The following is a 24,220-nucleotide window of genomic DNA, read 5'->3' as shown; positions in this document are numbered from 1 at the left end:
TTTTCAGATTATCGTGTATGATGGGAAAGTATTGAAAATTAAATCAGTGATAAACTAGGGGTGCCTAACGTATGCGTAGGCTGAGAGAGAAGCGCGTGATCTTCTTAACCCTTTGGACCTGATCTGGCTCGTACCAGCGTAGGGAAGTTAACGGCTTTACATAATGATGTCTTTTATGAGCCAGGTCCTTATTTTTTTATGGACCTGGCTCTTTTTATTTTGGCATACGCTGGCCATATCTCGTCCTTGTCACGAACAGGGGAGGCAACAAAGGTTATGAAACAATCTGTTTCAGCTGAGCAAATTGAATTGAAATCGAGTTTACCAGGGAGTAAGAAAGTATATGTGGATGGACCACGCGCAGGTATGAAAGTGCCGATGCGTGAGATTGAACAAAGCGAAACGAACGGCGTCTCAAATCCACCAATCCGTGTGTATGATACGAGCGGTCCTTATACGGATCCGGCGTATACAGTGGAGCTGGAAAAGGGGTTGCAGGCGCCGCGCCACTCTTGGGTTCTAGAGCGCGGGGATGTAGAGGCATATGAAGGGCGCGAGGTGAAACCAGAGGATGACGGTGTGAAAGTGGCTTCGAAACATACACCTATTTTCCCGCAAATGGATCGCCAGCCGCTTAGAGCGAAGCAAGGTGCAAATGTTACGCAAATGCATTATGCGCGTAATGGCATTATTACGTCTGAGATGGAATACGTTGCGATTCGTGAAGGCGTAGAGCCTGAGTTTGTTCGTAAGGAAATTGCGGAAGGTCGTGCCATTTTACCAGCGAATATTAATCATCCGGAAGCAGAACCGATGATTATCGGGCGTAATTTCCACGTGAAGGTAAATGCAAATATCGGAAACTCTGCTGTATCTTCTTCTATTGCGGAAGAAGTAGAGAAGATGACGTGGGCTACTCGCTGGGGGGCAGATACGATTATGGATTTATCTACAGGTAAAAACATTCATACGACGCGTGAGTGGATTATTCGTAATGCGCCTGTACCAGTTGGAACTGTGCCGATTTATCAGGCGCTGGAAAAGGTAAATGGAATTGCAGAAGATTTAACGTGGGAAGTGTATCGTGATACGTTAATTGAGCAAGCGGAGCAAGGCGTGGATTACTTTACGATTCACGCTGGTGTATTACTTCGTTACATTCCAATTACGGCAAAGCGTACGACAGGTATCGTTTCGCGTGGTGGTTCGATTATGGCGCAGTGGTGTTTATTCCATCATAAAGAAAACTTCCTATATACTCATTTTGAAGAGATTTGTGAAATTATGAAGCAGTACGATGTTTCGTTCTCTCTTGGAGATGGATTACGTCCAGGTTCGATTGCAGATGCAAATGACGAGGCACAATTCTCTGAGCTTGAAACACTTGGTGAATTAACGAAAATTGCTTGGAAACATGATGTGCAAGTGATGATTGAAGGACCTGGACATGTACCGATGCATTTAATTAAAGAGAATATGGAAAAAGAGCTTGATATTTGTCAGGGTGCGCCGTTCTATACACTTGGGCCGTTAACGACAGATATTGCACCAGGTTATGACCATATTACATCGGCGATTGGAGCTGCGATGATTGGCTGGTTTGGAACGGCGATGCTTTGTTATGTAACGCCGAAAGAACATTTAGGATTGCCAAATAAAGATGATGTTCGCACGGGGGTTATTACGTACAAGATCGCTGCACATGCAGCTGATCTTGCGAAAGGGCACAAAACAGCTCATCAGCGTGATGATGCACTTTCAAAAGCTCGTTTTGAATTCCGTTGGCGCGATCAATTTAATTTATCTTTAGATCCTGAGCGTGCGATGGAGTATCACGATGAAACACTGCCAGCAGAAGGCGCGAAAACGGCTCATTTCTGCTCCATGTGTGGACCGAAGTTTTGTAGTATGAGAATTTCACATGATATTCGTGAATATGCGAAAGAAAATGATTTAGAAACGACAGAAGCAATTGAAAAGGGGATGAAAGAGAAAGCGAAAGAATTTAAAGACACTGGTAGTCATTTATACCAATAACACGTTACACCTCTTTACTTGATTGATCACAATGTAGTACCTAACTTAAATATAGAAGAAGCCCCCTTTGCTAAGACGGTAGCAAAAGGGGCTTCTGTCGTTTATAGGGTGAAGAAGAGGTGTACCCAGTAGTATAAGAGGAATAATGTGACGACTGTTGTGAGAGGAATAACGATAAGGGATACACTTAAATAGTCTTTCCATTTTACTTTAATTTTGTTTTGTTTCAGTATATACATCCAAATGAGGGAAGCTAGCGTACCGATTGGTAATAATAGTGAACCGATGTCACTACCAATAATATTTGCGAGGTAGATAGTTTTTAATGTGACTGGGTCTAGTCCCATTTCTGTTAATGTAATTGTACCAATCATAAGTGCAGGGTGGTTATTGAAGACGTTAGAGAGGAGGGAAACGAGCCCGCCCATCGTAAAGCTAGCATAGAGTAGATGTTGACTTACAACTGGTTCAAGCCAATTTACAAGTGCTGTTGTTAATCCTGCGTTGTGAAGCCCGTAAATAATGACGTACATAGAGAAGGCGAAAATTAAAATGTGCCACGGTGTCTTTTTCAAAATGTCGACAGGATTTGTTCGTAAGTAGTACCATCTCCAGATGAGAAGAACGAGTGAGCCGAGTACTGCAACAATTTCAATTGGAATAGATAAGAAGGATGCGACGAATAGAAGACAGCGCATAAGGAATACGAAGCCTAATACTTTCAACATAAATCTTGTCCGTTTTTGTTTCGTATCAACAGAATTTTTTCCTTTTAACGGATGGAAGTTTTTTGTGAAGAATATTTCTTCGATATCATATGAAGAAACAGGTAATCTTTCTGGTAGTTTTTTCTTTAAAACTGTGTACATAAGCCATGACATAAACAATAGTCCTAATGTTGCAGGTACAAACATCATAGCAGTATGCATATAAAGAGTCATATTCACGATATTTAATGCGATTAAGTTTACGATATTACTTACACCAATTGGTGCACTAGATGCAGTAGCAATTAAAGCACCGCTTAACAAATAAGGAATTTGTTGATGTGGTTTCAATCGAAGGTTTTTTAGAAGAAGAATTAAAATTGGAGTTGTAATTAAAATACTACCGTCGTTATTAAATAAAAGAGTCATAAGAAAACATAATAATTGAATATACCAGTATAAACGGCGACCGGAGCCTTTTGCTAAATTTGCAAGTTTCGCTGCGGACCAGTGGAAGAAGCCGAAGCTTTCTAATATAACCGCCATAACGATGGTCGCTAATATTGTTATGGAGGCACCGCCAATTTTACTGATAATGTCCATGACGTCTGGTTTTGATACAAGTCCAGTAATCAGGATAATGCCAGCACCAATTGCTGCTGGCCATGCCTCATTTAAACCACGAGGCCGCCAAAAGATAACAATCATCGTAAAGAAGAATACAATAATAGTAATCCATATTTCAATGCTCATATTTTACCTACCTTTCTACTTTTCCTTAAACCAATGTAGCTTGTCTCAAGGTCTGTATTGGTAGTATATTCAGCAAAAAATAAGAGGAACTAGACGTATAATGGAATAAAGCGAATATGTGTTTTTCAAGCTAAAGGACAAGTGTCATGAATAGTGAAATAACTATTGTGATAGGAGTCTATAAATTTGTGGGGCGGTAGGATAGTAAATGAAATTTATATAGGCAATCATTGAAATATATCAGCGATTATTGAAGTATATCGGCGTAACTCAAAATATATCAGCGATTTTTCAAATATATCAATTTACCGCCAAAACATGACAAAAGGAGTCTGTCCCAAAATACCTTTTGGAACAGACTCCACTATATTATTTTTCCTTCAAAAAAGTTCGATCCTTCAAGAATAGATTCCAGAAGAAAATAAATCCTGGTAATAAAATTGCAATTCCAATTGCATATAAAATAAGCAATGCATAGAATGTTTCGACCGTTGTAAAGCTTGTAAATACAGTTACATCAGGATAAATAATATACGGTAAATGCGCCACGCCGTAAGCGTAACTTGCAAATGCATATTGAGCGACGACTGCTAAAACGGCAATACGAGGGTATCCTAGTGTGTCATACTTCTTGTTGGTCCACCAAAGAGAAGAGTACCCGATAACGAATAAAATGATAGAAACTGTAAACCATGGGAATTGCTTTATTAGTCCTTGCATAAGCCAGTGTGTTTCCGGATCCATTACAACGAGGGCGATAATCGCCGTAACGAGCGTTGCAGGACCAAGGATGATCGCGTTTCTTCTATAAATTTTATATGCATCTTCTGAACCTTGTTCTCTCGCAAAATCAGCAAGAAAGAGAGAGGATAGAAATAGTTCCGAAGTTAGGCCGAAGAGCATATAACAATAAATAACAGGACTAGAAAGAAGTTTTCCATAAAGGAGTACTTCTTTTCCTTCAGACATTGTAATATAGGCACCTTCTGTAACGGGTAAAACGGTAATTAATAGGGCTGGAATTAAGAGCCCTGTAATCCCTGAAATAATACGAAGAAGGTGTTGGTACTTCGGCAGAGAATAAGCAAATACCATAAATGTACTGCGAATTGCCACGAGTATTAAAATTAACATAACGGGTACGAACATTACTGTTGCAAGGGTAAAGGCTGCTTTAGGAAAAAAACCAAGGAATGCGACAACGACAAAGACAAGAAACGTATTTGTTACTTCCCAAGTTGGTGATAAGTATCGATTGGCAAGCTTGGCAGCGAGCGTTGGATGTTTTGCGTATACCATGCCCCAAAAACCTGCTCCAAAATCGATGGACCCTAATATACTGTATACGAAAATAAGAGCCCATAAGATGATGATTGCAATACTTTCCTCATGCACGAGAATCGCCTCCTTCGTGATGTAAATCATTTGTAAGCGGATGTTTCTTAAAGAATGTCCGTAGCACAAAAACAGTTAAAATACCGAGTCCAATATATAAAATGATGAATAGAATAAATAAAGGACCGACGAAATCAGCGCGTGTAGAAGCGTCGACTGTACGTTGCATACCATAAATGGTCCACGGTTGACGACCGCTACAACTGAAAACCCATCCGAATTCAATACCGAGCATCATAACTGGTCCACATGCAGCAGCTCCCCAGAGAAGCCACTTCGGTAATTCTGTTCCTTTTTTTCGGTAAACAAAGTACCAATATAAGAGAGCGATGGCTGCAACTGCAAAGGTAAAGGCAGCGGTGCCGACCATTAAATTGAATAGTGTATGTGTGTAAAATGGTGGCCATGTTTCTTGTGGGAATTCTTTTAGCCCTTTTACGACGGTGCTAGGGTCTAGTCCCACTAGTAGGCTAAGCATGTTCGGAATTTCTAGTGCATAGTTTAGTTCAAGTGTGCTAGGATCTACAACTCCGCCAATTGATAACGGTGCATGTGATGTCGTTTCAAATAAAGCTTCAGCAGATGCAAGTTTTTCAGGAGAATGCTTATGTAAGGCAATTGCCGATTCGTGTCCCGAAAGCCACATTGTAGCACCTGTAATAAATGTCACGACGAGTCCTAACAGTAGCCCTTTTTTATGATAAGCAATTTCGCGTTTACTTAAATTCTTCTTTAATAATTTAAATCCAGCGATAGAGGCAATGACAGCAGCTCCAGTTGCGTAGGCAGTAATAACAACATGAAATGCGCTTGTGCCAAAACTCGGATTAAAGAAAGCTTTCCACGGATCAACGTTAAAAACTGATCCGTCTGGCCCCATTGAAAAGCCCGCGGGTGTATTCATCCATGTATTTGCTGATGTAATAAGCACGGCGGATGCCGTGGCACCAATCATGACGAAGAATAGCGAGATTAATCTCATGAATGGAGGTAGTTTGTCAGCTGCATATACATAAATGGACATGAACAAAGCTTCTAAAAAGAAGGCGAAAATCTCAATTTGAAAAGGAACAGAAATAACCTGACCAACAATTTTGGCAAAACCAGGCCAAAGAAGTGAGATTTGCACACCAACAATTGTTCCAGTTGGAATTGCTACACCGAGAAGGATGGCAAATGCTTTTGTCCATCTTTTCGCCATAATAGCGTAGTCGGAATCTTTCTTCCAGTGAAAGAGTATTTCACTTATAAAAATCATTAATGAAAGCCCGACACCAAGTGTTGCAAAGATAATGTGGAATGCTAGTGAAGAACCAAAAAATGCTCTTGCTAATGTTACCGTATCCATATGTAAACTCCTCTTCTTTTTTGCCATTATTTTCTGATTGAATTGGAAGATTTATTCAAAAAAACTACCAAAAATATATATGTATTTAAAAAGTGGATATGGTAATATAATGTTTGAATATTCTAAATAGAAAGAAGTTAATGTTTAATAATATTTTGTTTGTTTTTTGGCGAGGAATATTTTATAATCTTTTATGCGAACATAAGTTCTGTTTTCGAGATGAAGAAGTTTATGTGAAATGGAGAGGATGTTTTATGTATCCTGAAGTCATTAAAAAGATGGCATTTTCAAAAGAGCATAGAGATTTATTATTGAAGCTGTATAATAAAGAGATTACGCGTCGTGAGTATGATCGACTCGTGGAATCGCTATATAGACCTTCTAAAGAGACTTGTGAGGGATAGAGGTATGGGAGACAATCTAATAGATTGTCTTTTTTAATTTTACGTATGTTCTGGTAAAATTAAGGCTAGCCTTATTAGGGAGGTGAAAAGATTGCGGAAACGTGTATATATAGGGATTGGAGTTATTCTCTTAATCGCTTTAGGTGGAATTGTATTTTGGTCAGCTTTGCAAGGAAACCGTACGGAACATTTTATTTTAAGACATATGGTGAATGAAAATGGGACGCTTGCTACATATCGTTTAGGGGATACAAAGGCAGGTACGGGTGAAGCGAAGGGCCGTGAAGCTTTATCAGAATCGGCAGGACTGTGGCTACAATATACATTGGATAAAGACGATCAAGCGTTATTCGATGAACAAGTTAAGGTTATTCAAAATAACTTTGTACATAAGGATCAAATTGTTTTATGGAAAATCTCTGAAAAGGGAGAAATGCAGTCAGCTACAAATGCACTTATAGATGATCTTCGTATTATAGAACAATTATATCGTGCTTATGATATGTATAAGGAAGAGCGCTATAAAAATCTTGCAGATCAATTGAGTGATGCTGTACTTCGTTATAATAGGAAAGATAATTATTACGTTGATTATTATGATGCAGATGCAGGGAAACAAAATAATTTTGCAACTACATCATATATGAATCCACACGCATTTTCGTATATGAAAAAGTACGGCAAAGTTTCTGATCAGCAATATCAGGACGTTGTTCAATTTTTAGCGGATTACCCAAGGCATGGCTGGGCGTTCCCAAAAGAGTATAAAGAAGACGGTACTTTTACGTACGATAAAGAAGTGAATCTTATTGATCAATCATACGTTGCATATCATCGTAGTTTAGGTGGCCTTTCATCCGATGCTTATATGGAATTTATAAAGAAGAAATTTCAGGAGGATGGAAAGTTATATGGTCGTTACAATTTAGAAACGGGAAAACAAACTGTGAAGTATGAATCGCCAGCCGCTTACGGATTAACGGTTTTGTACGTACTACAAACAGGTGATACGAAGTTTGCGAAGGAATTGTATGATCATATGTCCACATTCCGAAATGATAACGTATTTAGTAGATATTACGGTGGATACGTAACAGGCGAAAATAATAATACGCATATTTTTGATAATGTTTTGCCGCTTTTAGCTGAAATAGAATTAGAGAAGAGTGAAAAATAAAAGGTGCCACCCTATGGGGATGGCACCTTTTATTTTTTGATATCATTTTACGTCCTAATATTGGAGAAGTAATCAATCACGAATTCACGGAATTGCTGAGCAGTTTTCGATAAGTAACGTTTTTTTGACCAGCTTAAGCCAATCGTTCGCTTACAAATGGGTTCAATAATACGTAACTTATTTAATGCTAAAGTAGAGTTTTTTAATAAAGTTAAACTTGGGACAAAAGCGATGCCGAGGCCTTGCTTAATAAGGTCGCTAATCACGGTTGGTTCATCTACTTCAAAAGCGATATGTGGAGTGAAGCCAGCTTCTTCACAAAATTCATCTGTTAAGTGCCGAAATCCATAACCAGTGTTCATACTAATAAACGGTTCGTCCTTTACTTCATGCAGATATACACTTTCACGTTCTGATAAACGGTGGCCTGAAGGGACGACTAAGAAAATTTCTTCTGTAATAAGTGGTTCCCAAATAATCTCCTCGCCTTCAATTGGCACAGAAGAAATGCAAAAGTCAATTTCTATATTATCTAGTTGTCGTTTCATAGAAGGAGTAGATGCGAGAAACTGTTGGAATCTAACATTAGGGTGTTCTAGTAAAAAAGAACCGAGTAGTTCTGGTAATATTCTTGGAATAGAAACGGCCAGCGTAATAGAGCTTTGTTGTAAGTCAGCTAAATCTTTAATTTCTCGTTCGCCTTCATTTAATTCATGAAAAATGCGCTCTACTCGTTTTAAGAATACTTTCCCGAAAGAGTTTAATGTAATTTGTCGACCTTGGCGATCAAATAACGGGACGCCTAAGTCCTTTTCTAATCTAGCAATTGTTTTGCTGAGCGAAGGCTGTGCGATATGCAATTCTTCAGCGGCTTTTGTCATATGTTCTAATCGTGCAACTGTTTGAAAGTATTTTAGTTGAAGAAGTTCCATTTTGACTCTCCTTTCTATAGACCAAAAGGAATGGATTGATAATTAAAGATGTATTATACAGTATGAAAATGGACGTGTATAGTAAATCTGTTAAACCATTCTAATGGTGTTAAATTAGGAGAAGGAGTATGTTTCATGAAAGGAATTCAACTTATATTTAAAGATTGGAAAGCGATGTGGCACCATAAACATGGACGTATCGCTTTAATTTTTTTATTGATCGTTCCTTTAATTTATTCAGGATTCTTTTTAGCTGGATATTGGGATCCATATGGAAAATTAGATAAATTACCTGTTGCGATTGTAAATTTAGATAAGGGTGCTGCAATGGATGAGAAAACAATTCATGCAGGAGACGATTTTGTAAAAAATTTAAAAGAGAATAAAGAACTGGCTTTTCATTTCGTATCAGAAAAAAATGCTGATGAAGGGCTAAAAGAAGATAAGTATTATATGGTCGTTACGATCCCACCGGATTTCTCTAAAAAGGTAAGCACACTTATGGATGAGAAACCAGAACCAGCGCAGCTGCAGTACAAAGTAAATCCAGGCAAAAACTTTGTAGCAGCGCAAATTGGAACGACTGCTGTTGAAAATATGAAAACAAAAATCTCAAATAGTATTACGAAATCTTATACAGAAGGTGTCTTTTCAAAGTTTCAAGACTTAGCACAAGGGTTGAGTGATGCAAGTGATGGTGCTGGAAAGTTACATGAAGGAACGACAGATGCAAAAAATGGGGCAAATCAGCTTGCAGATGGTATTCAGCGTTTAAGTGACGGGACATCAAAAGTGAAAGAGGGAAGTGAAAAACTTGCTTCTAGCCAATCAGCTTTAACTGGCGGAGTCAATGAGCTGAGTCAAGGAGCAACCTCACTTCATACCGGTATGGAGTTACTAGCACAAGGTGAAAAAACTTTACAATCAGGGGTTAGTGAATTAAGTGCTGGTACAAATGAATGGTTGAACGGAAGTGAGAAACTTGCTGAAGGGCAAGTGAAAGCGGACAATGCAGCAAATAGTGTAAAACAACAATTAGAAGAGTACGTGAAAAGTCATCCAGAAGTGCAGCAAGATCCTGCTTTTCAAAAGATTATCGCTACTTCTAATGGATTAGCTCAAGCAACAAACACTTTAAATACTAGCCAGCAACAATTGACACAAGGTGCGCAGAAGCTTGCAGATGGTCAGCATAAGGTTGAAGAAGGTATGCATACATTCGGAGTGAAGTTAAATGAAGCTACTGCTGGAACGAAAAAGATAGCAGATGGTGCTTCGAATTTAGCTGATGGATTTACGAAATGGGGAAATGGATTTACATCATTACAAGAAGGTGTAAATCAACTTGCGAATGGTGGAACGGAGCTAAATAACGGTGCTGGTAAGTTAACGAACGGACTTGTTAAACTTGACGATGGTGCGAAAGAACTTTCTACGAAATTAGGAGAGGGCGCAGAGAAGATAGCAGATGTTCGCAATGATGATGCACGTAATACGATGTTCTCAGAGCCGGTTCAATTAGTGAAGTCAACAGTTTCTGACGTACCTAACTACGGTTCAGGTATTGCGCCATATTTCTTATCCCTTGCATTTTATGTTGGCGGAATTATGGCATCGAATATTTTACCGCTTGGCCGTAGACAAAATATAAAAGTAAGCGGAACGGTACATTTTATTAATAAATTAGGGTTAGTATATTTAATTGGACTTATTCAAGCATTACTTGTTGATGTGGTTGTGCTAGGAGTTATGAAATTAGAAGTTGCAAGTGTGCCACTCTTTGTTTTATCAAGTATCGTTATTTCCTTTACGTTCATGACGTTTATTCTTATGTTAGTAACGGTGTTTGGTCTTGTTGGAAAGTTCTTAGCGGTAACGCTTCTCGTCTTGCAATTAGCGACGAGCGGTGGGACTTTCCCAGGAGAATTAAATATAGCTGTTCTTAGCAAGATTGGACAATTTCTCCCAATGTCCCATTCTCTGAGAGGATTACAAGATGTGATTTCTTTAGGAGATTGGTCGCAATTACAAATGCAAATTTTAATATTGTTATGCTATCTCGTTGTTGCTGGTGGAATTGCTTGGATCACGAGTCATATACAACATAGGGAAACGAAGGCAGAACAAGTTTCTTAAAATGAAAGAAGCTATCCGATTTTTTTCGGATAGCTTCTTTTTTATTTGCGTTCCATTACCGCAAAGTAATTGTTTTCATGATCAGCGAAGTTAAATGCTCTACCTGTAGGTAAATTTACAACTTGTCCAACAGTAACGTTTTTCTCAGAAAGATCTTTATACAGTTGATCTAAGTTGTTAGAGAAGAACATAAGTGAAGGTGTATGTAAGTTTAATTCAGGTTGCATCTTCGCAATTAGTGCTTTATCGTGAAGGACGATGCTTGTTCCTGCTTCTTTTGCCGGCGCGATTTCAATCCAGCGAAACCCTTGTCCGTTATTTTCTTCCGCAATAATTTGGAATCCTACTGTCTCAGTCCAAAATTGTACTGCTTCATCTTGATTATTTACATATAACATAATTTGTCCAATTTGATTAATCATAGGTGTGTCCTACTTTCTTTTCTTGTATGGAATTCTATTATATCAAAGATATGGTTTGAATACTTTTTCGTGATGTTTCCGAAGTACGATCTTCGCCCATTTCATATTTGTTGTAGGAGAAGGTCCTGTAATCCACGTATGAAGTGGTAGTGTACTGCAAATGACCATTGCTGAAATCGAGATTGTGGCTGTTATTGTAAATAATAATAGGCTATATAATACTGTGTTTTCGTGCAGTGTGAATAAAGAAAGAAATTTTGTACATAGTTGCAGGAAGAAAAAGTGAGCTAAATAAGCACCATACGTGTAATTCCCGATAAATCGTAAAGCTTTATACAAGAAACCACGTCGCTGTACGATTGTAATAGATAGCACGTAAAGTATGATAATTTCGCATACGATATATAAAAACATAGATGGTTTTAAATAAGTCGAAACGGTTAAATGAATAGAGTTTGCTCCGTAAAAACTAAATAACTCATAATTGATAAATAAAAATAAGATGAAAAATAATATTGTGATAAGCGGGATATGCTTCATGACAAATAAACGCCACGTTTTTAATGCGACAGCAGCGATTCCTCCCATGACGAAATAAAATGAGTAGAAGAAGAAGGAACGATCTGTATAATGTAAAATGGTTGAGCTAGTCAATTTCTCTCCATTAAAAATGTAGTGCGAAGAATACCACATTAATAGGAAATATAGACAAGCAAAGATGGTCATATATTTATATATGTCTTTTTTATTTTCTGTTCGTTTTTGAAACCAATAAAATAGTGTGCACAGCAAAGGGAACAATATGTGAATTTGGAACATCATAATCACGTACCAAAGATGTGGTGCGGCTGTTCCGAGTAATAAACTTTTTATTCCGCTTTGTAGTGTAATCATATCGTTTGTTGTTAATAAGTAAAGAATAGACCAGAAGAAATAAGGAATGAGTAAATGTGCGGCTTTTTCATAAATATATTCTGTGTAGGCTAGTTGCTTTGTATATTGCCGAATTAAGTGAAAGCCGACGATAAATATGAATGCAGGTGCTGAAAATTTTGCAAGGTTGAATAGCATACCCATAATAAGGGATTGCTCAAGTAAGACATTTCCTTGATTCATTGTATATAATAAGGAACTTTGCAAAACGACAGCAAGGAATGCAATGCTTTGCAAAACTTTAAATTCTGGTGCGCTTTGAGTCATTATGTCCATCTCCTTTTCCATACATGATTATAGTACGGAGAATGGATAATGGATGTGGAATATTTGTGAAGATTATAACAAATTTGTGGCGGAATGGATTATTTCGAAATATATGTATCACAACAAAAAAGAGGATGCTCGTTTGGAGCATCCTCTTTCTATTTATTAAGCAAATTTGTTTTTGATCCAGTTCTTACCTTCTACAAGGCGAGCTGTCATTACGGCACAAGCGTTATCTGCTGTTACGTTTAACATCGTTGCAGGAGGATCAATGATTGTACTAATTGCTGCGATAATTGGTAATGCTTCTGGCGGGAAGCCGTATAGAGAAACGATTAACATTTCACCAATCATACCGCCGCCTGGAATAGCGCCCATTACTGTTCCGACTAATAGAGAAACAACAAGTGCGATTGCTAATGTTTTCGGTCCTTCGAATTCCATGTTGAAAATACCAAATAAGAAAGCAATTTTTAATACGCCGCCTAAAACAGAGCCGTCTTTATGAAGTGTAGATCCAAGAAGGACAACTGTTTCACGAACGTCAGAAGAGATACCCATTTTCTTTGTTGCTTCTAAGTTTGCTGGAATACTAGCAGCACTACTACAAGTTGCAAGTGATGTAACTGTAGGAGAGACCATGTTCTTCCAAAAGATTTGAACACCTTGTTTGCGACCTGCAAGGTATGCATAAAACGTGAAGAATACAAAGAAGTAAATGAGAGACGCTGGATAGTATACCATTGCTGCTCGGAAGTAAGTTCCAAGAAGTTGTGGTCCGAATTCACCAACTAATGCTGCGAAGTAAGCAGCAAGTCCGATTGGAGCGTAGTACATAATGAAAGATACAACTTTCATTGAAATTTCTGCACCAGCTTGTAGGAATGTAGCGAATGGTTTTCCTTTTTCACCAACTGCTGAAGTTGCAACTCCCATTAAGATAGAGAAGAAAATAAGAGCTAACATATTTTCACGAGATAGTAACTTCGAGAAGTCAGATACTGTTAGAATACCGACGATTTGATCTGCAACACTAACTGCTTTTTCAGCTTTGTCAGGTTGTGTTAGTTCTAATACAACACCTTGTGCTGGCGGGAATACTTTCACGACAATAATCATAAAAATAGCAGCTAAAATACTTGTAAATAAGAAAGTCCCAGCCATACTAGACATAATTTTACCGAAACGTTTTAATCCATCCATATTAGCAATAGATGACGCGATGCTAAAGAACACTAGAGGTACAACAATCGTAAACATTAAGTTTAAGAAAATGTCACCAAGCGGCTTTAAAGCAACTGCATCGGCACCCATGAAATAACCAATGAAACCACCAATTAGGATAGAAGATAATAAAATAAGTGGAAAGCGATATGCCTTCATAAATATATCCTCCTATCAATTAAAAAAATCATACTGAATTATTATAGCGAGTTAGAGTCCTCTTTACTAGGAGAATAGTGATAGATGGAATAGCGTGAAAACCGAGAAATTTTTGTTTTTAAGCTCGGCATACAGCAGGAAATCTAGACATATATATTTGTAACCTAGTGGTGGCAACGGATGCACCGTAACTTAGGTTTGGAAAAAGGGGGAGGGAAAAGAGATGAATATTTTACTTTGCTGTGCAGCGGGAATGTCTTCCAGTTTGATTGTTACAAAAATGGAGAAAGCAGCAGAGGCAAGAGGGATAGAGGTAAAGATTTGGGCTGTATCAGGTTCTGAAGTAAATAGTCACATAGATGAAGCTGATGTACTTTTACTTGGACCGCAAGTACGTTATTTATTACCGAAAATGAAAGAGTTATGTAAGGAGAAGGGAGTACCTGTGGATGTCATTCAATCCGTCCATTACGGGCTTTGTAATGGAGAAGCTATCTTACAAGCAGCTTTGTCAATGAAACCATGAGGAGAGTGGGATAGATGATACGGTTTTTAGAGAAATATGTAATGCCAGTAGCGGGAAAGGTTGCAGAACAGAGGCATTTGCAAGCAATTCGTGATGGAATTATTTTGACGATGCCGTTCTTAATTATTGGATCATTTTTCCTTATCATTAGTGCGCTACCAATACCAGGGTATAATGATTTTATGGCAGGGTTGTTTGGGGAGAATTGGCAGAGGGCTTTGGGGTATCCAGTTAGTGCAACTTTTAATATAATGGCTTTAATAGCTGTTTTTGGAATCGCTTACAGGCTTGGAGAATATTATAAAGTGGATGCTTTAGCATCCGGGGCATTGTCGCTTGTGACGTTTTTACTTGCAACTCCCTTTCAAGTTGCATATATCATACCAAGCACGAAGGAAAGTGTAATTGTAGACGGAGCAATCCCAGCTGCATTAATGGGAAGCCAAGGACTGTTTGTGGCGATGATTATTGCAATCATATCTACTGAAATTTACCGATTTATTGTGCAGAAAAAGATGATTATAAAAATGCCTGAGACAGTTCCACCAGCAGTAACGCGTTCATTTGCAGCACTTATTCCGGGATTTATTGTTGTGACAGTTGTTTGGATCATTAGACTGATTTTTGAACAAACGACTTTCGGTAGTATTCATAATGTTGTAGGGAAGTTACTGCAAGAGCCGCTTAGTGTACTGGGAGCTAGTCTTTGGGGTGCAGTAATTGCAGTTATCATTGTCCATGTTCTTTGGGCGTGCGGAATTCATGGTGCTGCAATTGTTGGTGGTGTAATGAGCCCAATTTGGTTATCGTTAATGGATCAAAACCGAGTTGCTTTTCAAGCGGGTCAAGATGTACCGAATACGATTACCGCACAGTTTTTTGATTTATGGATTTATATGGGCGGTTCAGGTGCAACACTAGCTTTAGTTGTCGGAATGTTATTGTTTGCGCGAAGTCAGCAATTAAAAAGTATAGGTCGATTGTCGATTGCACCTGGTATTTTTAATATTAATGAAATGGTGACTTTCGGTATGCCAATTGTCATGAATCCACTTTTACTTATTCCATTTATAGTAGTTCCGGTTGTATTAACGATTGTTTCTTACTTTGCGATGGAATGGGGGCTAGTTGCCCGTCCGAGCGGAGCTGCTGTACCTTGGACGACACCGATTCTGTTTAGTGGATATTTAGGATCAGGCGGAAAAATTTCAGGTGTTATTTTGCAACTCGTTAACTTTGCACTAGCATTCTTCATTTATTTACCGTTCTTAAAAATATGGGATAAACAAAAGTTAGCGGAAGAAAAGGGGGAGTAAAGAACTAAAATGGATACGATAGAAACGAAGGCTTTTCACTTAATTTTGCATGGGGGAAATGCGAGAAGTTGTTCAATGGAAGCAATTGATTGCGCAAAGCGTGGAGAATTTACAGAAGCAGAAGCGAAATTACAAGAAGCGTTAGAGGAATTAAAAGAGGCGCACCGTGTACAAACGGAGCTCATACAGAAAGAAGCTGGTGGTGAAAAGACCGAAGTTACCCTTCTGATGGTGCACGCGCAAGATCATTTAATGAATGCAATTACGGTGAAGGAATTAGCGAGTGAATTTGTAGAATTATATAGGAAGATGTCAGTATCTGAATGAACCTTGCGTATGCAAGGTTTTTTTATGTATGTGTCTGTACCATCAGTGGAGTGTTCGTTCCACTGATGGTATTTACAATCCTCCTTTTTACAAATGAGTAAGAGTGATATTTAATCGGTAGTAACAATTTCTCCTATACCACGAATTAGTTTCTTTATATGCATCTCATTTGGTTTTAATAAACTTACGATATAATCAATCGCTATTTGCGGTTCAACGGTCGTACCACAAGTATAACAGTCAATGGCTGCAAAGTTTTTTTCTGGATAAGTGTGAATAGAAAGGTGGCTTTCTGATAGTAAAACTAAAACAGTAACACCATGCGGATCGAATTCTTTTGTACTTACGTTTAAAACATGGGCACCAGAGCGATCGGCAGCGTTAACTAGATGATATTCTAAAAAGTGAATATCATCTAATAGGGAAAAATCTATTCCCCATAAATCTACTATTATATGCTTACCGAAAGTAGAATATTCCATAAGGTAGCACTCCTTACTATAGTATCGTTAAAACTCCATTTCCTTTTTGTAACATTGGTGTAGGATAAGGTTCGATTCGGAGTTTAGAAGAGAGAAATTACGTTGCTCTAAATGTTCTTCTTTAAATTGAAATAAAGGAAAAAGAAGGGAAGGTAATGTTCGAGGAGTTGGTACTACGTATAATTGCTCAATTTGATCGAGTACATAGGGAGAATTAGCGGCAATATGAAATCCCCAGTCAGTTCCGAAAGAAGGAACGATTGTATGATAACTTTTCACAGTTAATCCCGCATGTTCAATTGTGTTACCGATACTCCAATATACAAGAGGTGCATCAGCAGGTGAATTAGATTGGCAGACGAATGCACCATCTTCTGTTAAGAATGTAGCTATCTGAGCAAAAAGTTCGCTTGTATATAAAGTACTTAACAACTCTGTCGCTGGGTCTGGGAAATCAATAATGATTACATCGTATAAAGAAGAAGGAGAGCTTAAAAATTCCTTTGCATCACATACGTGTGTATTTACACGATTATCAAAAAATGCACTTTTGTTTAAAGAAACTAATTCAGGAACATTACGAGCCATATCAATCATCGATCCATCTAAGTCAACAAGGTCTACATGTAGTACAGTTTCATATTTTAAAACTTCTCGCAGGGCAAGACCATCGCCACCGCCTAATATGAGAACGCGTTTTGGATTAATTACTTTTGACATAATTGGATGCACAAGTGCTTCATGATAAATTTGCTCATCAACGGAACTGAATTGTAGTTGCTTGTCCAAATATAAACGGATATCGCTAACTTGTAACAAGTTAATATTTTGATAATTACTTTGTTTCGCAAATAAATTTGTATGTTCACCAGCTTGTATTTCCTTTAGAGAAATTTCATCCCATATATCTAAGTTGTGTGAATCTGTGGGTACTATGACTACATTTGCCGATTGTACTTGATTATCTTGATTACCTTGCTTGTCTTGTTTGTCGTGCTTGTCCAGTTTATCCTGCTTATCTTGTTTGCCCTGTTTGTCGTGCTTATTTTCTATTTCCTGCTGTTCTAGTTCAAATTTGTCAGAGTCTAATTCAGAACGCTTGTCTTTTTTATAGCTTGTTATTCTATAAATCTTTATTTTGCTCTTTTTTCTATGTTTTGGCATAGGAATCCCCTTTCGAACTGTGTTATTTTACTCTATTCTATGTAATTTAGTAGAGTTTGCTTGGACAATAGATAGAAGAGTGTGTTTAAGAAAGGTTTATTTTTTTACTAGATTTGCACGCTAAAAAATTTTTTTAGTGTTTTTTTGTTTTAAACACAACTAGACAACTAAACACTAATCTATTTTCATACAGTTATGTGTTAAAAGCATGTTGTTTTATAACACACTGTGTGTTTTTTGAGTGACACACTAATTGAAAGCGTTAACACACAAAGAAAACAGTCGAAAAAGTGCTGATTTTTAGTGGTTTTAAAAAGTTGGCACGCTAATTGCATTAATAAATAGCGTAAAGAAAAATAAATAAAACATAAATTTTTTATACTACACAAGGGGGATTTTCAAATGAATATTTTATTATGTTGCTCAGCAGGGATGTCTACAAGTTTACTAGTTACAAAAATGGAAGCGGCTGCAAAAGCTCGCGGTCTAGAAGGAAAGATTTGGGCTGTATCTGGGGATGCAGTAAAAACGAATATCGATCAAGCAGATGTATTATTACTAGGACCACAAGTTCGTTATATGCTTTCTTCAATGAAAACGCTTGCTGATGAGAGAAACGTTGGAATCGATGTTATCAATCCGATGCACTACGGCATGATGAATGGAGAAGCAGTTTTAGATCACGCGTTAACACTTAAAAAATAATTAGGGGGGAAGCGAAATGCAAAAATTTATTGCATTTATGGAGAAATATATTGTTCCTGTCGCTGGTAAAATCGGATCGCAACGTCACTTAGCTGCGATCCGTGACGGATTTATTGCAGTTATGCCACTTATTTTAGTTGGTGCACTGGCATCACTAATTAATGGTTTTCCATCTGAAGTTTTCCAAGATTTCATGAAAGGTTTGTTTGGTGAAACGTGGAAACAAGTCGGCGGCGGAATGTGGACTGGTTCTTTCGCGATTCTAGCACTAATCATAGCATTTACAACAAGTTATAACTTAGCAAAATCTTACGGCGTTGATGGTTTGTCAGCAGGTATTATTTCATTTGGTGCGTTAATTATTCTTACACCAACAACACCGAAAGAAGGCGGATTGAACTTAGCTTGGACAGGTGCACAAGGGTTATTCGTAGCAATTATTGTGGCACTCCTTGTTACTGAAGTATTCCGTTTCTTTGTACAAAGAAACATTACTTTTAAAATGCCTGATGGAGTACCACCAGCAGTTTTAAGATCTTTCGCAGCTATAGTTCCAGCATTTGTTATCTTAACAGTAGTTGCAGGTATTCAATTAGCAGTGAAATTATCTGGTACAAGTGTTCATGAATTTATTTTTAATACGATTCAATCACCACTGCAAAGTTTAGCAGGGACATTACCAAGTGCAATTATCATTGTAATCCTTGTTCATCTTCTTTGGTTCTTCGGTTTACATGGGCCAAATATCGTTGGTGGTATTATTGAGCCATTATACTTACCAGCATTAGAGAAAAATATGAATTTATTCAAAGGTGGTACATCTGCATTTGATGTTCCAAATATTATTACAAAACCATTCTTTGATACTTTCGTATACCTTGGTGGTTCTGGTGCGACATTAGCATTCTTAATAGTGGTATTACTCGTAGCAAAAAGTGCACAATTACGTGGTGTATCTCGCTTATCAATTGGGCCTGGTGCATTTAACATTAACGAACCAGTAATCTTTGGTACACCAATTATTTTAAATCCAATTTTATTCTTACCGTTTATCATAACACCAATTGTATTAGTAATTACTTCCTATACAGCTATATCTATTGGCTGGGTACCAAAAACAGTTGTGATGATTCCATGGGCAACACCACCAATTATTAGTGGTTATCTTGTAACAGGTGGACATCTTTCAGGTGCAATTCTACAGTTATTCAACTTTGTAATTGCGATGGTAATCTATTATCCATTCGTTGTGTTATGTGACCGTTCAGTTGTTCGTACTGAAAAAGCAGCAGCGCAAGGAAATAACAACTCTGTACCTATGTAACATAAAGATTGTTCTCACAGATAATATTATCTGTGAGAACAATTACCTTTATATCATGTTCAGAAAGATGAGACCCATCTACAAGAACACCAAACTATCATTTATAAATTAATATTTTAATAGAAATGTTCAAACTGAAGGGGTATTTAAATCGGTTGAACCATAATAGAGAGGGCGATAATTATGATGACTACAGCAGAACAAATTCCATTCCAATTGATTTTAAATAGTGGTAATGCACGAAGCTTTGCAATGGAGGCACTTCAATTTGCCAAACAGGGGAAAATGGCAGAAGCTGATGAAGCGATGGTAAAGGCGAAAGAAGCGATTAATGAAGCGCATCATTTCCAAACAGAGCTCATACAATCAGAAGCAAGAGGAGAAAAAACAGAGATTAGTGTTCTTTTAATTCATGCACAAGATCATTTAATGAATGCGATTACAGTAAAAGAATTAGCAGCAGAGTTTATCGATCTTTATAAAAAGCTTGAAGCGAAAGGGGAATAAAGCATGACTGGAATTAAAATTGCTACAATCGGCGGTGGATCTAGTTATACACCAGAGTTAATTGAAGGATTTATTAAACGTTATGATGAGCTTCCTGTCCGTGAAATTTGGTTAGTAGATATTGAGGCAGGAAAAGAAAAATTGAAAATTGTCGGTAACTTAGCGAAACGTATGGTGAAAAAGTCTGGTTTACCAATCGAGATTCATTTAACACTTGATCGCCGTGAGGCATTGAAGGATGCTGATTTTGTAACAACACAGCTTCGCGTTGGTTTATTAGAAGCACGTGCAAAAGATGAAGCAATACCTTTAAAATATGATGTAATCGGTCAGGAAACAAATGGTCCTGGTGGTTTATTCAAAGCGTTGAGAACGATTCCTGTTATTTTAGATATTTGTAAGGATATGGAGGAGCTTTGTCCGAATGCATGGTTAATTAACTTTGCAAACCCAGCTGGTATGGTAACAGAAGCTGTTCTTCGTTATACAAATATCCAAAGAGTAGTTGGTCTATGTAACGTTCCGATCGGAATCCGTATGGGTCTTGCGAGATTACTTGAAGTAGATGCAAGTCGTGTACATGTTGACTTCGCAGGTTTAAACCATATGGTATACGGACTAGACGTATATTTAGATGGCGTAAGTGTAATGGATCGTGTGTTAGAACTTGTAACAGATCCAGAAAAGCAAATTACGATGGAAAATATCGCTGCGCTTAACTGGGAGCCAGACTTTATTCGCGGCCTTCATGCAATTCCATGTCCATACCATCGTTACTACTACAAAACACGTGAAATGCTAGAAGAAGAGAAAGAAGCTTCGGTTGAAAAAGGTACACGTGCAGAAGTAGTAAAACAATTAGAAGATGATTTATTCGAGTTATATAAAGACCCGAACTTAGATATTAAACCACCACAATTAGAAAAACGTGGCGGCGCTTATTATAGTGACGCAGCATGTAGCTTAATTACGTCTATTTACAATAATAAAGGTGATATCCAGCCTGTTAATACACGAAACAACGGAACAATTGCAAGCTTACCACATGATTCTGCTGTTGAAGTAAACTGTATTATTACGAAAGAAGGTCCAAAACCAATTGCAGTTGGAGATCTTCCAGTACCAGTTCGCGGTTTAGTGCAACAAATTAAATCATTTGAGCGCACAACAATTGAAGCTGCTGTTACAGGGGATTATCATAAAGCGCTGCTTGCTATGACAATTAACCCACTTGTACCATCAGATAAAATTGCAAAACAAATTTTAGATGAAATGTTGGAAGCACATAAAGAACATCTTCCGCAGTTCTTCAAAAAGGTAGAGAAATAAAAGCGGCGCTATTTAGCCCGCTTTTTTTATTTCAATAGGAGGTATTACGATGATTAAATTAATTGTAAATGCAGATGATTTCGGTCTTACAGAAGGCACAAATTACGGCATTATTGATGGACATATAAATGGACTTGTCAATTCAACGACGATGATGATGAATATGCCAGGAACAGAGCATGCGGTATGCTTAGCAAAAGAGTATAAAACGTTAGGGTTAGGAGTACATCTCGTATTAACGGCAGGGAAACCGCTTCTTGGAGACGTACCATCACTTGTAAGTAGCGATGGATCGTTTCATAAACAAAGCGTCGTATGGGAAGGGAAGGTAAGTCCAGAAGAAGTTGAGAGGGAATGGACTGCCCAAATTGAGAAATTCTTATCTTACGGATTAACACCAACTCATTTAGATAGTCATCATCACGTGCATGGCTTGCCGATTTTGCACGATGTTCTTGAGAGATTAGCTGCTAAATATAATGTTCCAATTCGTCGTTGTGAGGAAGAGCGAGCAGTACGCCCATTTTCTGATGTGTTTTACAGTGACTTTTACGCGGATGGTGTGACGGAAGATTACTTTGTGAAGTTAAAAGAAAGAGTACAAAGTGAGCAAACGGTAGAAATTATGGTTCATCCAGCTTATATTGATCCAGAGCTTGTGAAGCGTTCCTCCTACGTAATGGATCGTGTGAAAGAATTGCGTATTTTAACAGAGAGCGAGTTACCAGAAGGAATGGAGCTTGTGAAGTTCTAATAAAAAAACGACGGCTATATAATGCCGTCGTTTTTTATTTACAAAATGGATAGAATATATCCGCCGAAGGCTCCAAGGATAACGATAACCCAAGGTGGTGTTTTCCAAAAAGCGAGCAAGCAAAATAGAAGAGACGCAAAAACAAAATCTACAGCATTCATAATTGTGCTTGTCCAAATAGGGTCATAAAAAGCTGCTAGTAAAATACCGACAACGGCTGCATTGACTCCAAGTAGTGCGCCTTGTATGAAAGATATTTTTCTTACACTGTTCCAAAATGGTAAAACACCAATAACGAGCAAGAAAGCAGGAAGAAAGATTGCAATTGTTGCGAGTATTGCCCCAAGCGTCCCATTTAGCACTGCTCCTATATAAGAGGCGAATGTAAATAGTGGTCCTGGTACTGCTTGTGTTAATCCGTATCCAGCTAGGAATTGTTCTTGCGTCATCATTCCGTTTTGTACGAACTCACCTTCAAGAAGGGGCAGTACGACGTGTCCGCCTCCAAATACAAGTGCGCCAGAGCGATAGAAACTATCGAATAGAGCGATGTAATAAGAAAACGGTCTTAATATTGGTAGCAGTAGTAATAGTCCGAAGAATAAGACGAGACAAGAAATTGCTATCTTTTTTGAAATAGGTATTTTTATATGTTGAGATTGGCTAATTGTTTGGTTGCGATATAAAACCCAGCCGATAAAGCCAGATACTATAATGAGAATGACTTGTGTCCAGCTATTTGGCCATAGTAAGGCAATTGCGGCAGTTACAATAGCAATCGTCGCACGATTTCGGTCTGGCGTTAATTTTTGCGCCATTCCCCAGATTGCATGAGCGACAATAGCGACTGCTACAACTTTTAGTCCATGAATCCAGCCAGCACTTCCAAGATCGAACTGATTAAGGAATGAGGCGAAGAAAACTAAAACAAGCACAGATGGCAGTGTGAATCCAATCCATGAAATAATAGCTCCTAATACCCCGCCCCTTAATAATCCAACCCCCATACCGACTTGACTGCTAGCAGGGCCAGGAAGGAATTGACATAGTGCTACTAAATCTCCATAGCTTCGTTCATCCATCCATTTTCTTTTTTGCACATATTCGTGGTGGAAATACCCAAGATGGGCGACAGGACCACCAAATGAAGTAAGTCCTAATTTAAATGAAACGAGAAAAATCTCTAATAATGTGTGAAAAGTGTATTTGTTGTTTTCCAAAATGACCTCCGAGAATGTTTTTCTAAGTGCATTATACAAGAGGTAGTAAAGAAAAAGGAACGATTCTAATGTAAAGATTGTGTGAATCTTTTCTTTGTAATTAAAATTGAAAAAGTCATAAATGATTATGTATAAACCATAAAGTAGTAGAAGTAGTGCTGGGAAATTTATATAAGGAGAATGCCCGTATGACAACACATTTCTTTGCGAGGTTAACAGGTAAGAGGGAAATACCTCCTGTAAATACAGAAGCTTATGGCGTAGCAGAGTTTATATTTAGTGATGATTTAAAGAAGTTGCAATATCGGGTCATATTGAAAAACATCGAAAAAGTTACATCATGCCAAATTCATTTAGGGAAAGCAGATCAAATTGGTCCAATTGTTTTAAGCCTATTTGGTCCATTAAAGCAAGGTATTAGTGTAAATGAAGGAGCCGTGACGGGTGTAGTCAATGTGGTGGATTTTGAAGGGCCTTTACAGGGGAGAGCGTTTGATAGCTTACTTCAAGAAATCATTCAGGCGAACGTATATGTAAATGTTTATACGAAGTCCAATAAGAAGGGGGAAATCAGGGGGAGAATTAGGAAAGTAAAGAAGTAGAAAAAAGGCTGTCCATATTTTGGAACAGCCTTTTTTGCTATAAGGTGCAAATTTTATCGATTATTGTTGG

23 protein-coding genes and 1 riboswitch are annotated in these 24,220 nt (G+C 37.9%); of the genes, 13 read left to right on the top strand and 10 right to left on the bottom strand.

All coding sequences use genetic code 11. The features are described from left to right. Nucleotides 1-46: 46 nt before the first annotated feature. Nucleotides 47-162: riboswitch (TPP riboswitch) on the top strand. A 114-nt stretch (nucleotides 163-276) separates the two neighbouring features. After that, nucleotides 277-2,037, top strand: a complete 1,761-nt coding sequence (gene thiC, locus DN390_RS01945) for a phosphomethylpyrimidine synthase ThiC (RefSeq protein ID WP_147806469.1) — start codon at nucleotides 277-279, stop codon at nucleotides 2,035-2,037. Nucleotides 2,038-2,138: 101 nt separating this feature from the next. Here thiC and DN390_RS01940 read toward each other — a convergent pair whose 3' ends face one another. The 3 genes from DN390_RS01940 to cydA form a co-directional block, all read right to left on the bottom strand. Continuing rightward, entirely contained in the window at nucleotides 2,139-3,497 is a 1,359-nt protein-coding gene (locus tag DN390_RS01940; RefSeq protein WP_060632899.1) for an arsenic transporter, read from the bottom strand. Nucleotides 3,498-3,866: 369 nt separating this feature from the next. Next, nucleotides 3,867-4,892, bottom strand: coding sequence for a cytochrome d ubiquinol oxidase subunit II (locus tag DN390_RS01935; protein ID WP_097950822.1), 1,026 nt, complete (start codon nucleotides 4,890-4,892; stop codon nucleotides 3,867-3,869). Further along, nucleotides 4,885-6,240: a cytochrome ubiquinol oxidase subunit I gene (cydA, locus tag DN390_RS01930; protein WP_097950821.1), complete on the bottom strand. Its 1,356-nt coding sequence runs from the start codon at nucleotides 6,238-6,240 to the stop codon at nucleotides 4,885-4,887. Before cydA ends, DN390_RS01935 begins: the two co-directional genes overlap by 8 nt. A 254-nt stretch (nucleotides 6,241-6,494) precedes the next feature. Between cydA and DN390_RS30545 the strand changes: the two genes are divergently transcribed. Next, nucleotides 6,495-6,644: a hypothetical protein gene (locus DN390_RS30545; RefSeq protein ID WP_179955726.1), complete on the top strand. Its 150-nt coding sequence runs from the start codon at nucleotides 6,495-6,497 to the stop codon at nucleotides 6,642-6,644. Between the two features lie 91 nt (nucleotides 6,645-6,735). Then, nucleotides 6,736-7,821: a transcriptional regulator gene (locus DN390_RS01925; protein ID WP_147806468.1), complete on the top strand. Its 1,086-nt coding sequence runs from the start codon at nucleotides 6,736-6,738 to the stop codon at nucleotides 7,819-7,821. Nucleotides 7,822-7,868: 47 nt separating this feature from the next. Here the strand turns inward: DN390_RS01925 and DN390_RS01920 are convergent, their stop codons facing one another. Beyond that, nucleotides 7,869-8,753, bottom strand: a complete 885-nt coding sequence (locus DN390_RS01920; protein WP_147806467.1) for a LysR family transcriptional regulator — start codon at nucleotides 8,751-8,753, stop codon at nucleotides 7,869-7,871. A gap of 135 nt (nucleotides 8,754-8,888) precedes the next feature. On the opposite strand from DN390_RS01920, the gene DN390_RS01915 reads away from it, so the two are divergent. Then, on the top strand, nucleotides 8,889-10,889 hold the full coding sequence (locus DN390_RS01915) for a YhgE/Pip domain-containing protein (protein WP_147806466.1): 2,001 nt from the start codon (nucleotides 8,889-8,891) through the stop codon (nucleotides 10,887-10,889). A 41-nt stretch (nucleotides 10,890-10,930) separates the two neighbouring features. Here DN390_RS01915 and DN390_RS01910 read toward each other — a convergent pair whose 3' ends face one another. From DN390_RS01910 to DN390_RS01900, 3 genes are all read right to left on the bottom strand, one after another. After that, entirely contained in the window at nucleotides 10,931-11,311 is a 381-nt protein-coding gene (locus tag DN390_RS01910) for a VOC family protein (RefSeq protein ID WP_147806465.1), read from the bottom strand. Nucleotides 11,312-11,353: 42 nt separating this feature from the next. Continuing rightward, the gene (locus DN390_RS01905; RefSeq protein WP_097950817.1) at nucleotides 11,354-12,511 is read right to left on the bottom strand and encodes an acyltransferase; all 1,158 of its coding nucleotides are present in this window, start codon (nucleotides 12,509-12,511) and stop codon (nucleotides 11,354-11,356) included. Nucleotides 12,512-12,676: 165 nt separating this feature from the next. After that, the gene (locus DN390_RS01900) at nucleotides 12,677-13,894 is read right to left on the bottom strand and encodes a dicarboxylate/amino acid:cation symporter (protein ID WP_000649372.1); all 1,218 of its coding nucleotides are present in this window, start codon (nucleotides 13,892-13,894) and stop codon (nucleotides 12,677-12,679) included. Between the two features lie 223 nt (nucleotides 13,895-14,117). On the opposite strand from DN390_RS01900, the gene DN390_RS01895 reads away from it, so the two are divergent. The 3 genes from DN390_RS01895 to DN390_RS01885 are packed head-to-tail and all read left to right on the top strand — an operon-like array spanning nucleotide 14,118 to nucleotide 16,063. After that, complete coding sequence (locus DN390_RS01895; RefSeq protein ID WP_001023539.1) at nucleotides 14,118-14,420, top strand: PTS sugar transporter subunit IIB; 303 nt, start codon at nucleotides 14,118-14,120, stop codon at nucleotides 14,418-14,420. A gap of 14 nt (nucleotides 14,421-14,434) precedes the next feature. Further along, nucleotides 14,435-15,736 carry a PTS cellobiose transporter subunit IIC gene (gene celB / locus DN390_RS01890; RefSeq protein WP_000617779.1) on the top strand — a complete coding sequence of 434 codons (1,302 nt, stop codon included), beginning with the start codon at nucleotides 14,435-14,437 and terminating at the stop codon, nucleotides 15,734-15,736. Nucleotides 15,737-15,745: 9 nt separating this feature from the next. Beyond that, entirely contained in the window at nucleotides 15,746-16,063 is a 318-nt protein-coding gene (locus DN390_RS01885; RefSeq protein ID WP_000379646.1) for a PTS sugar transporter subunit IIA, read from the top strand. Between the two features lie 110 nt (nucleotides 16,064-16,173). On the opposite strand, the gene speD is transcribed toward DN390_RS01885, so the two are convergent. Both speD and DN390_RS01875 read right to left on the bottom strand, forming a co-directional pair. Continuing rightward, nucleotides 16,174-16,545: an adenosylmethionine decarboxylase gene (speD, locus tag DN390_RS01880; protein ID WP_147806464.1), complete on the bottom strand. Its 372-nt coding sequence runs from the start codon at nucleotides 16,543-16,545 to the stop codon at nucleotides 16,174-16,176. Between the two features lie 27 nt (nucleotides 16,546-16,572). Next, on the bottom strand, nucleotides 16,573-17,709 hold the full coding sequence (locus tag DN390_RS01875) for a polyamine aminopropyltransferase (protein ID WP_147806463.1): 1,137 nt from the start codon (nucleotides 17,707-17,709) through the stop codon (nucleotides 16,573-16,575). A 402-nt stretch (nucleotides 17,710-18,111) separates the two neighbouring features. On the opposite strand from DN390_RS01875, the gene DN390_RS01870 reads away from it, so the two are divergent. The 5 genes from DN390_RS01870 to chbG all read left to right on the top strand — a co-directional run bounded on the left by DN390_RS01870 (nucleotide 18,112) and on the right by chbG (nucleotide 22,328). After that, nucleotides 18,112-18,414: a PTS sugar transporter subunit IIB gene (locus tag DN390_RS01870; RefSeq protein ID WP_001023569.1), complete on the top strand. Its 303-nt coding sequence runs from the start codon at nucleotides 18,112-18,114 to the stop codon at nucleotides 18,412-18,414. Between the two features lie 16 nt (nucleotides 18,415-18,430). After that, nucleotides 18,431-19,738: a PTS cellobiose transporter subunit IIC gene (celB, locus tag DN390_RS01865; RefSeq protein WP_147806462.1), complete on the top strand. Its 1,308-nt coding sequence runs from the start codon at nucleotides 18,431-18,433 to the stop codon at nucleotides 19,736-19,738. Between the two features lie 183 nt (nucleotides 19,739-19,921). Further along, a complete protein-coding gene (locus DN390_RS01860) occupies nucleotides 19,922-20,245 on the top strand; it encodes a PTS lactose/cellobiose transporter subunit IIA (protein WP_000989050.1) in 324 nt (107 codons plus the stop codon). Between the two features lie 3 nt (nucleotides 20,246-20,248). Beyond that, nucleotides 20,249-21,574: a 6-phospho-beta-glucosidase gene (gene celF, locus DN390_RS01855; protein ID WP_147806461.1), complete on the top strand. Its 1,326-nt coding sequence runs from the start codon at nucleotides 20,249-20,251 to the stop codon at nucleotides 21,572-21,574. A gap of 49 nt (nucleotides 21,575-21,623) precedes the next feature. Then, nucleotides 21,624-22,328, top strand: coding sequence for a chitin disaccharide deacetylase (chbG, locus tag DN390_RS01850; protein ID WP_147806460.1), 705 nt, complete (start codon nucleotides 21,624-21,626; stop codon nucleotides 22,326-22,328). A 38-nt stretch (nucleotides 22,329-22,366) separates the two neighbouring features. On the opposite strand, the gene DN390_RS01845 is transcribed toward chbG, so the two are convergent. Next, a complete protein-coding gene (locus DN390_RS01845) occupies nucleotides 22,367-23,548 on the bottom strand; it encodes a chromate transporter (RefSeq protein ID WP_147806459.1) in 1,182 nt (393 codons plus the stop codon). 188 nt (nucleotides 23,549-23,736) lie between these two features. Here DN390_RS01845 and exsM point away from each other — a divergent pair, with 188 nt between their 5' ends. After that, nucleotides 23,737-24,150, top strand: coding sequence for an exosporium regulatory protein ExsM (gene exsM / locus DN390_RS01840; RefSeq protein WP_147806458.1), 414 nt, complete (start codon nucleotides 23,737-23,739; stop codon nucleotides 24,148-24,150). Nucleotides 24,151-24,220: the final 70 nt, after the last annotated feature.

Origin of the sequence: Bacillus sp. SH7-1 (assembly GCF_008042405.1) — a bacterium.
In the GTDB taxonomy this organism is placed as follows: Bacteria; Bacillota; Bacilli; order Bacillales; family Bacillaceae_G; genus Bacillus_A; species Bacillus_A thuringiensis_N.
Note: the sequence above shows the minus strand (reverse complement) of the source record. Positions and strands in the feature narration are given on the sequence as shown.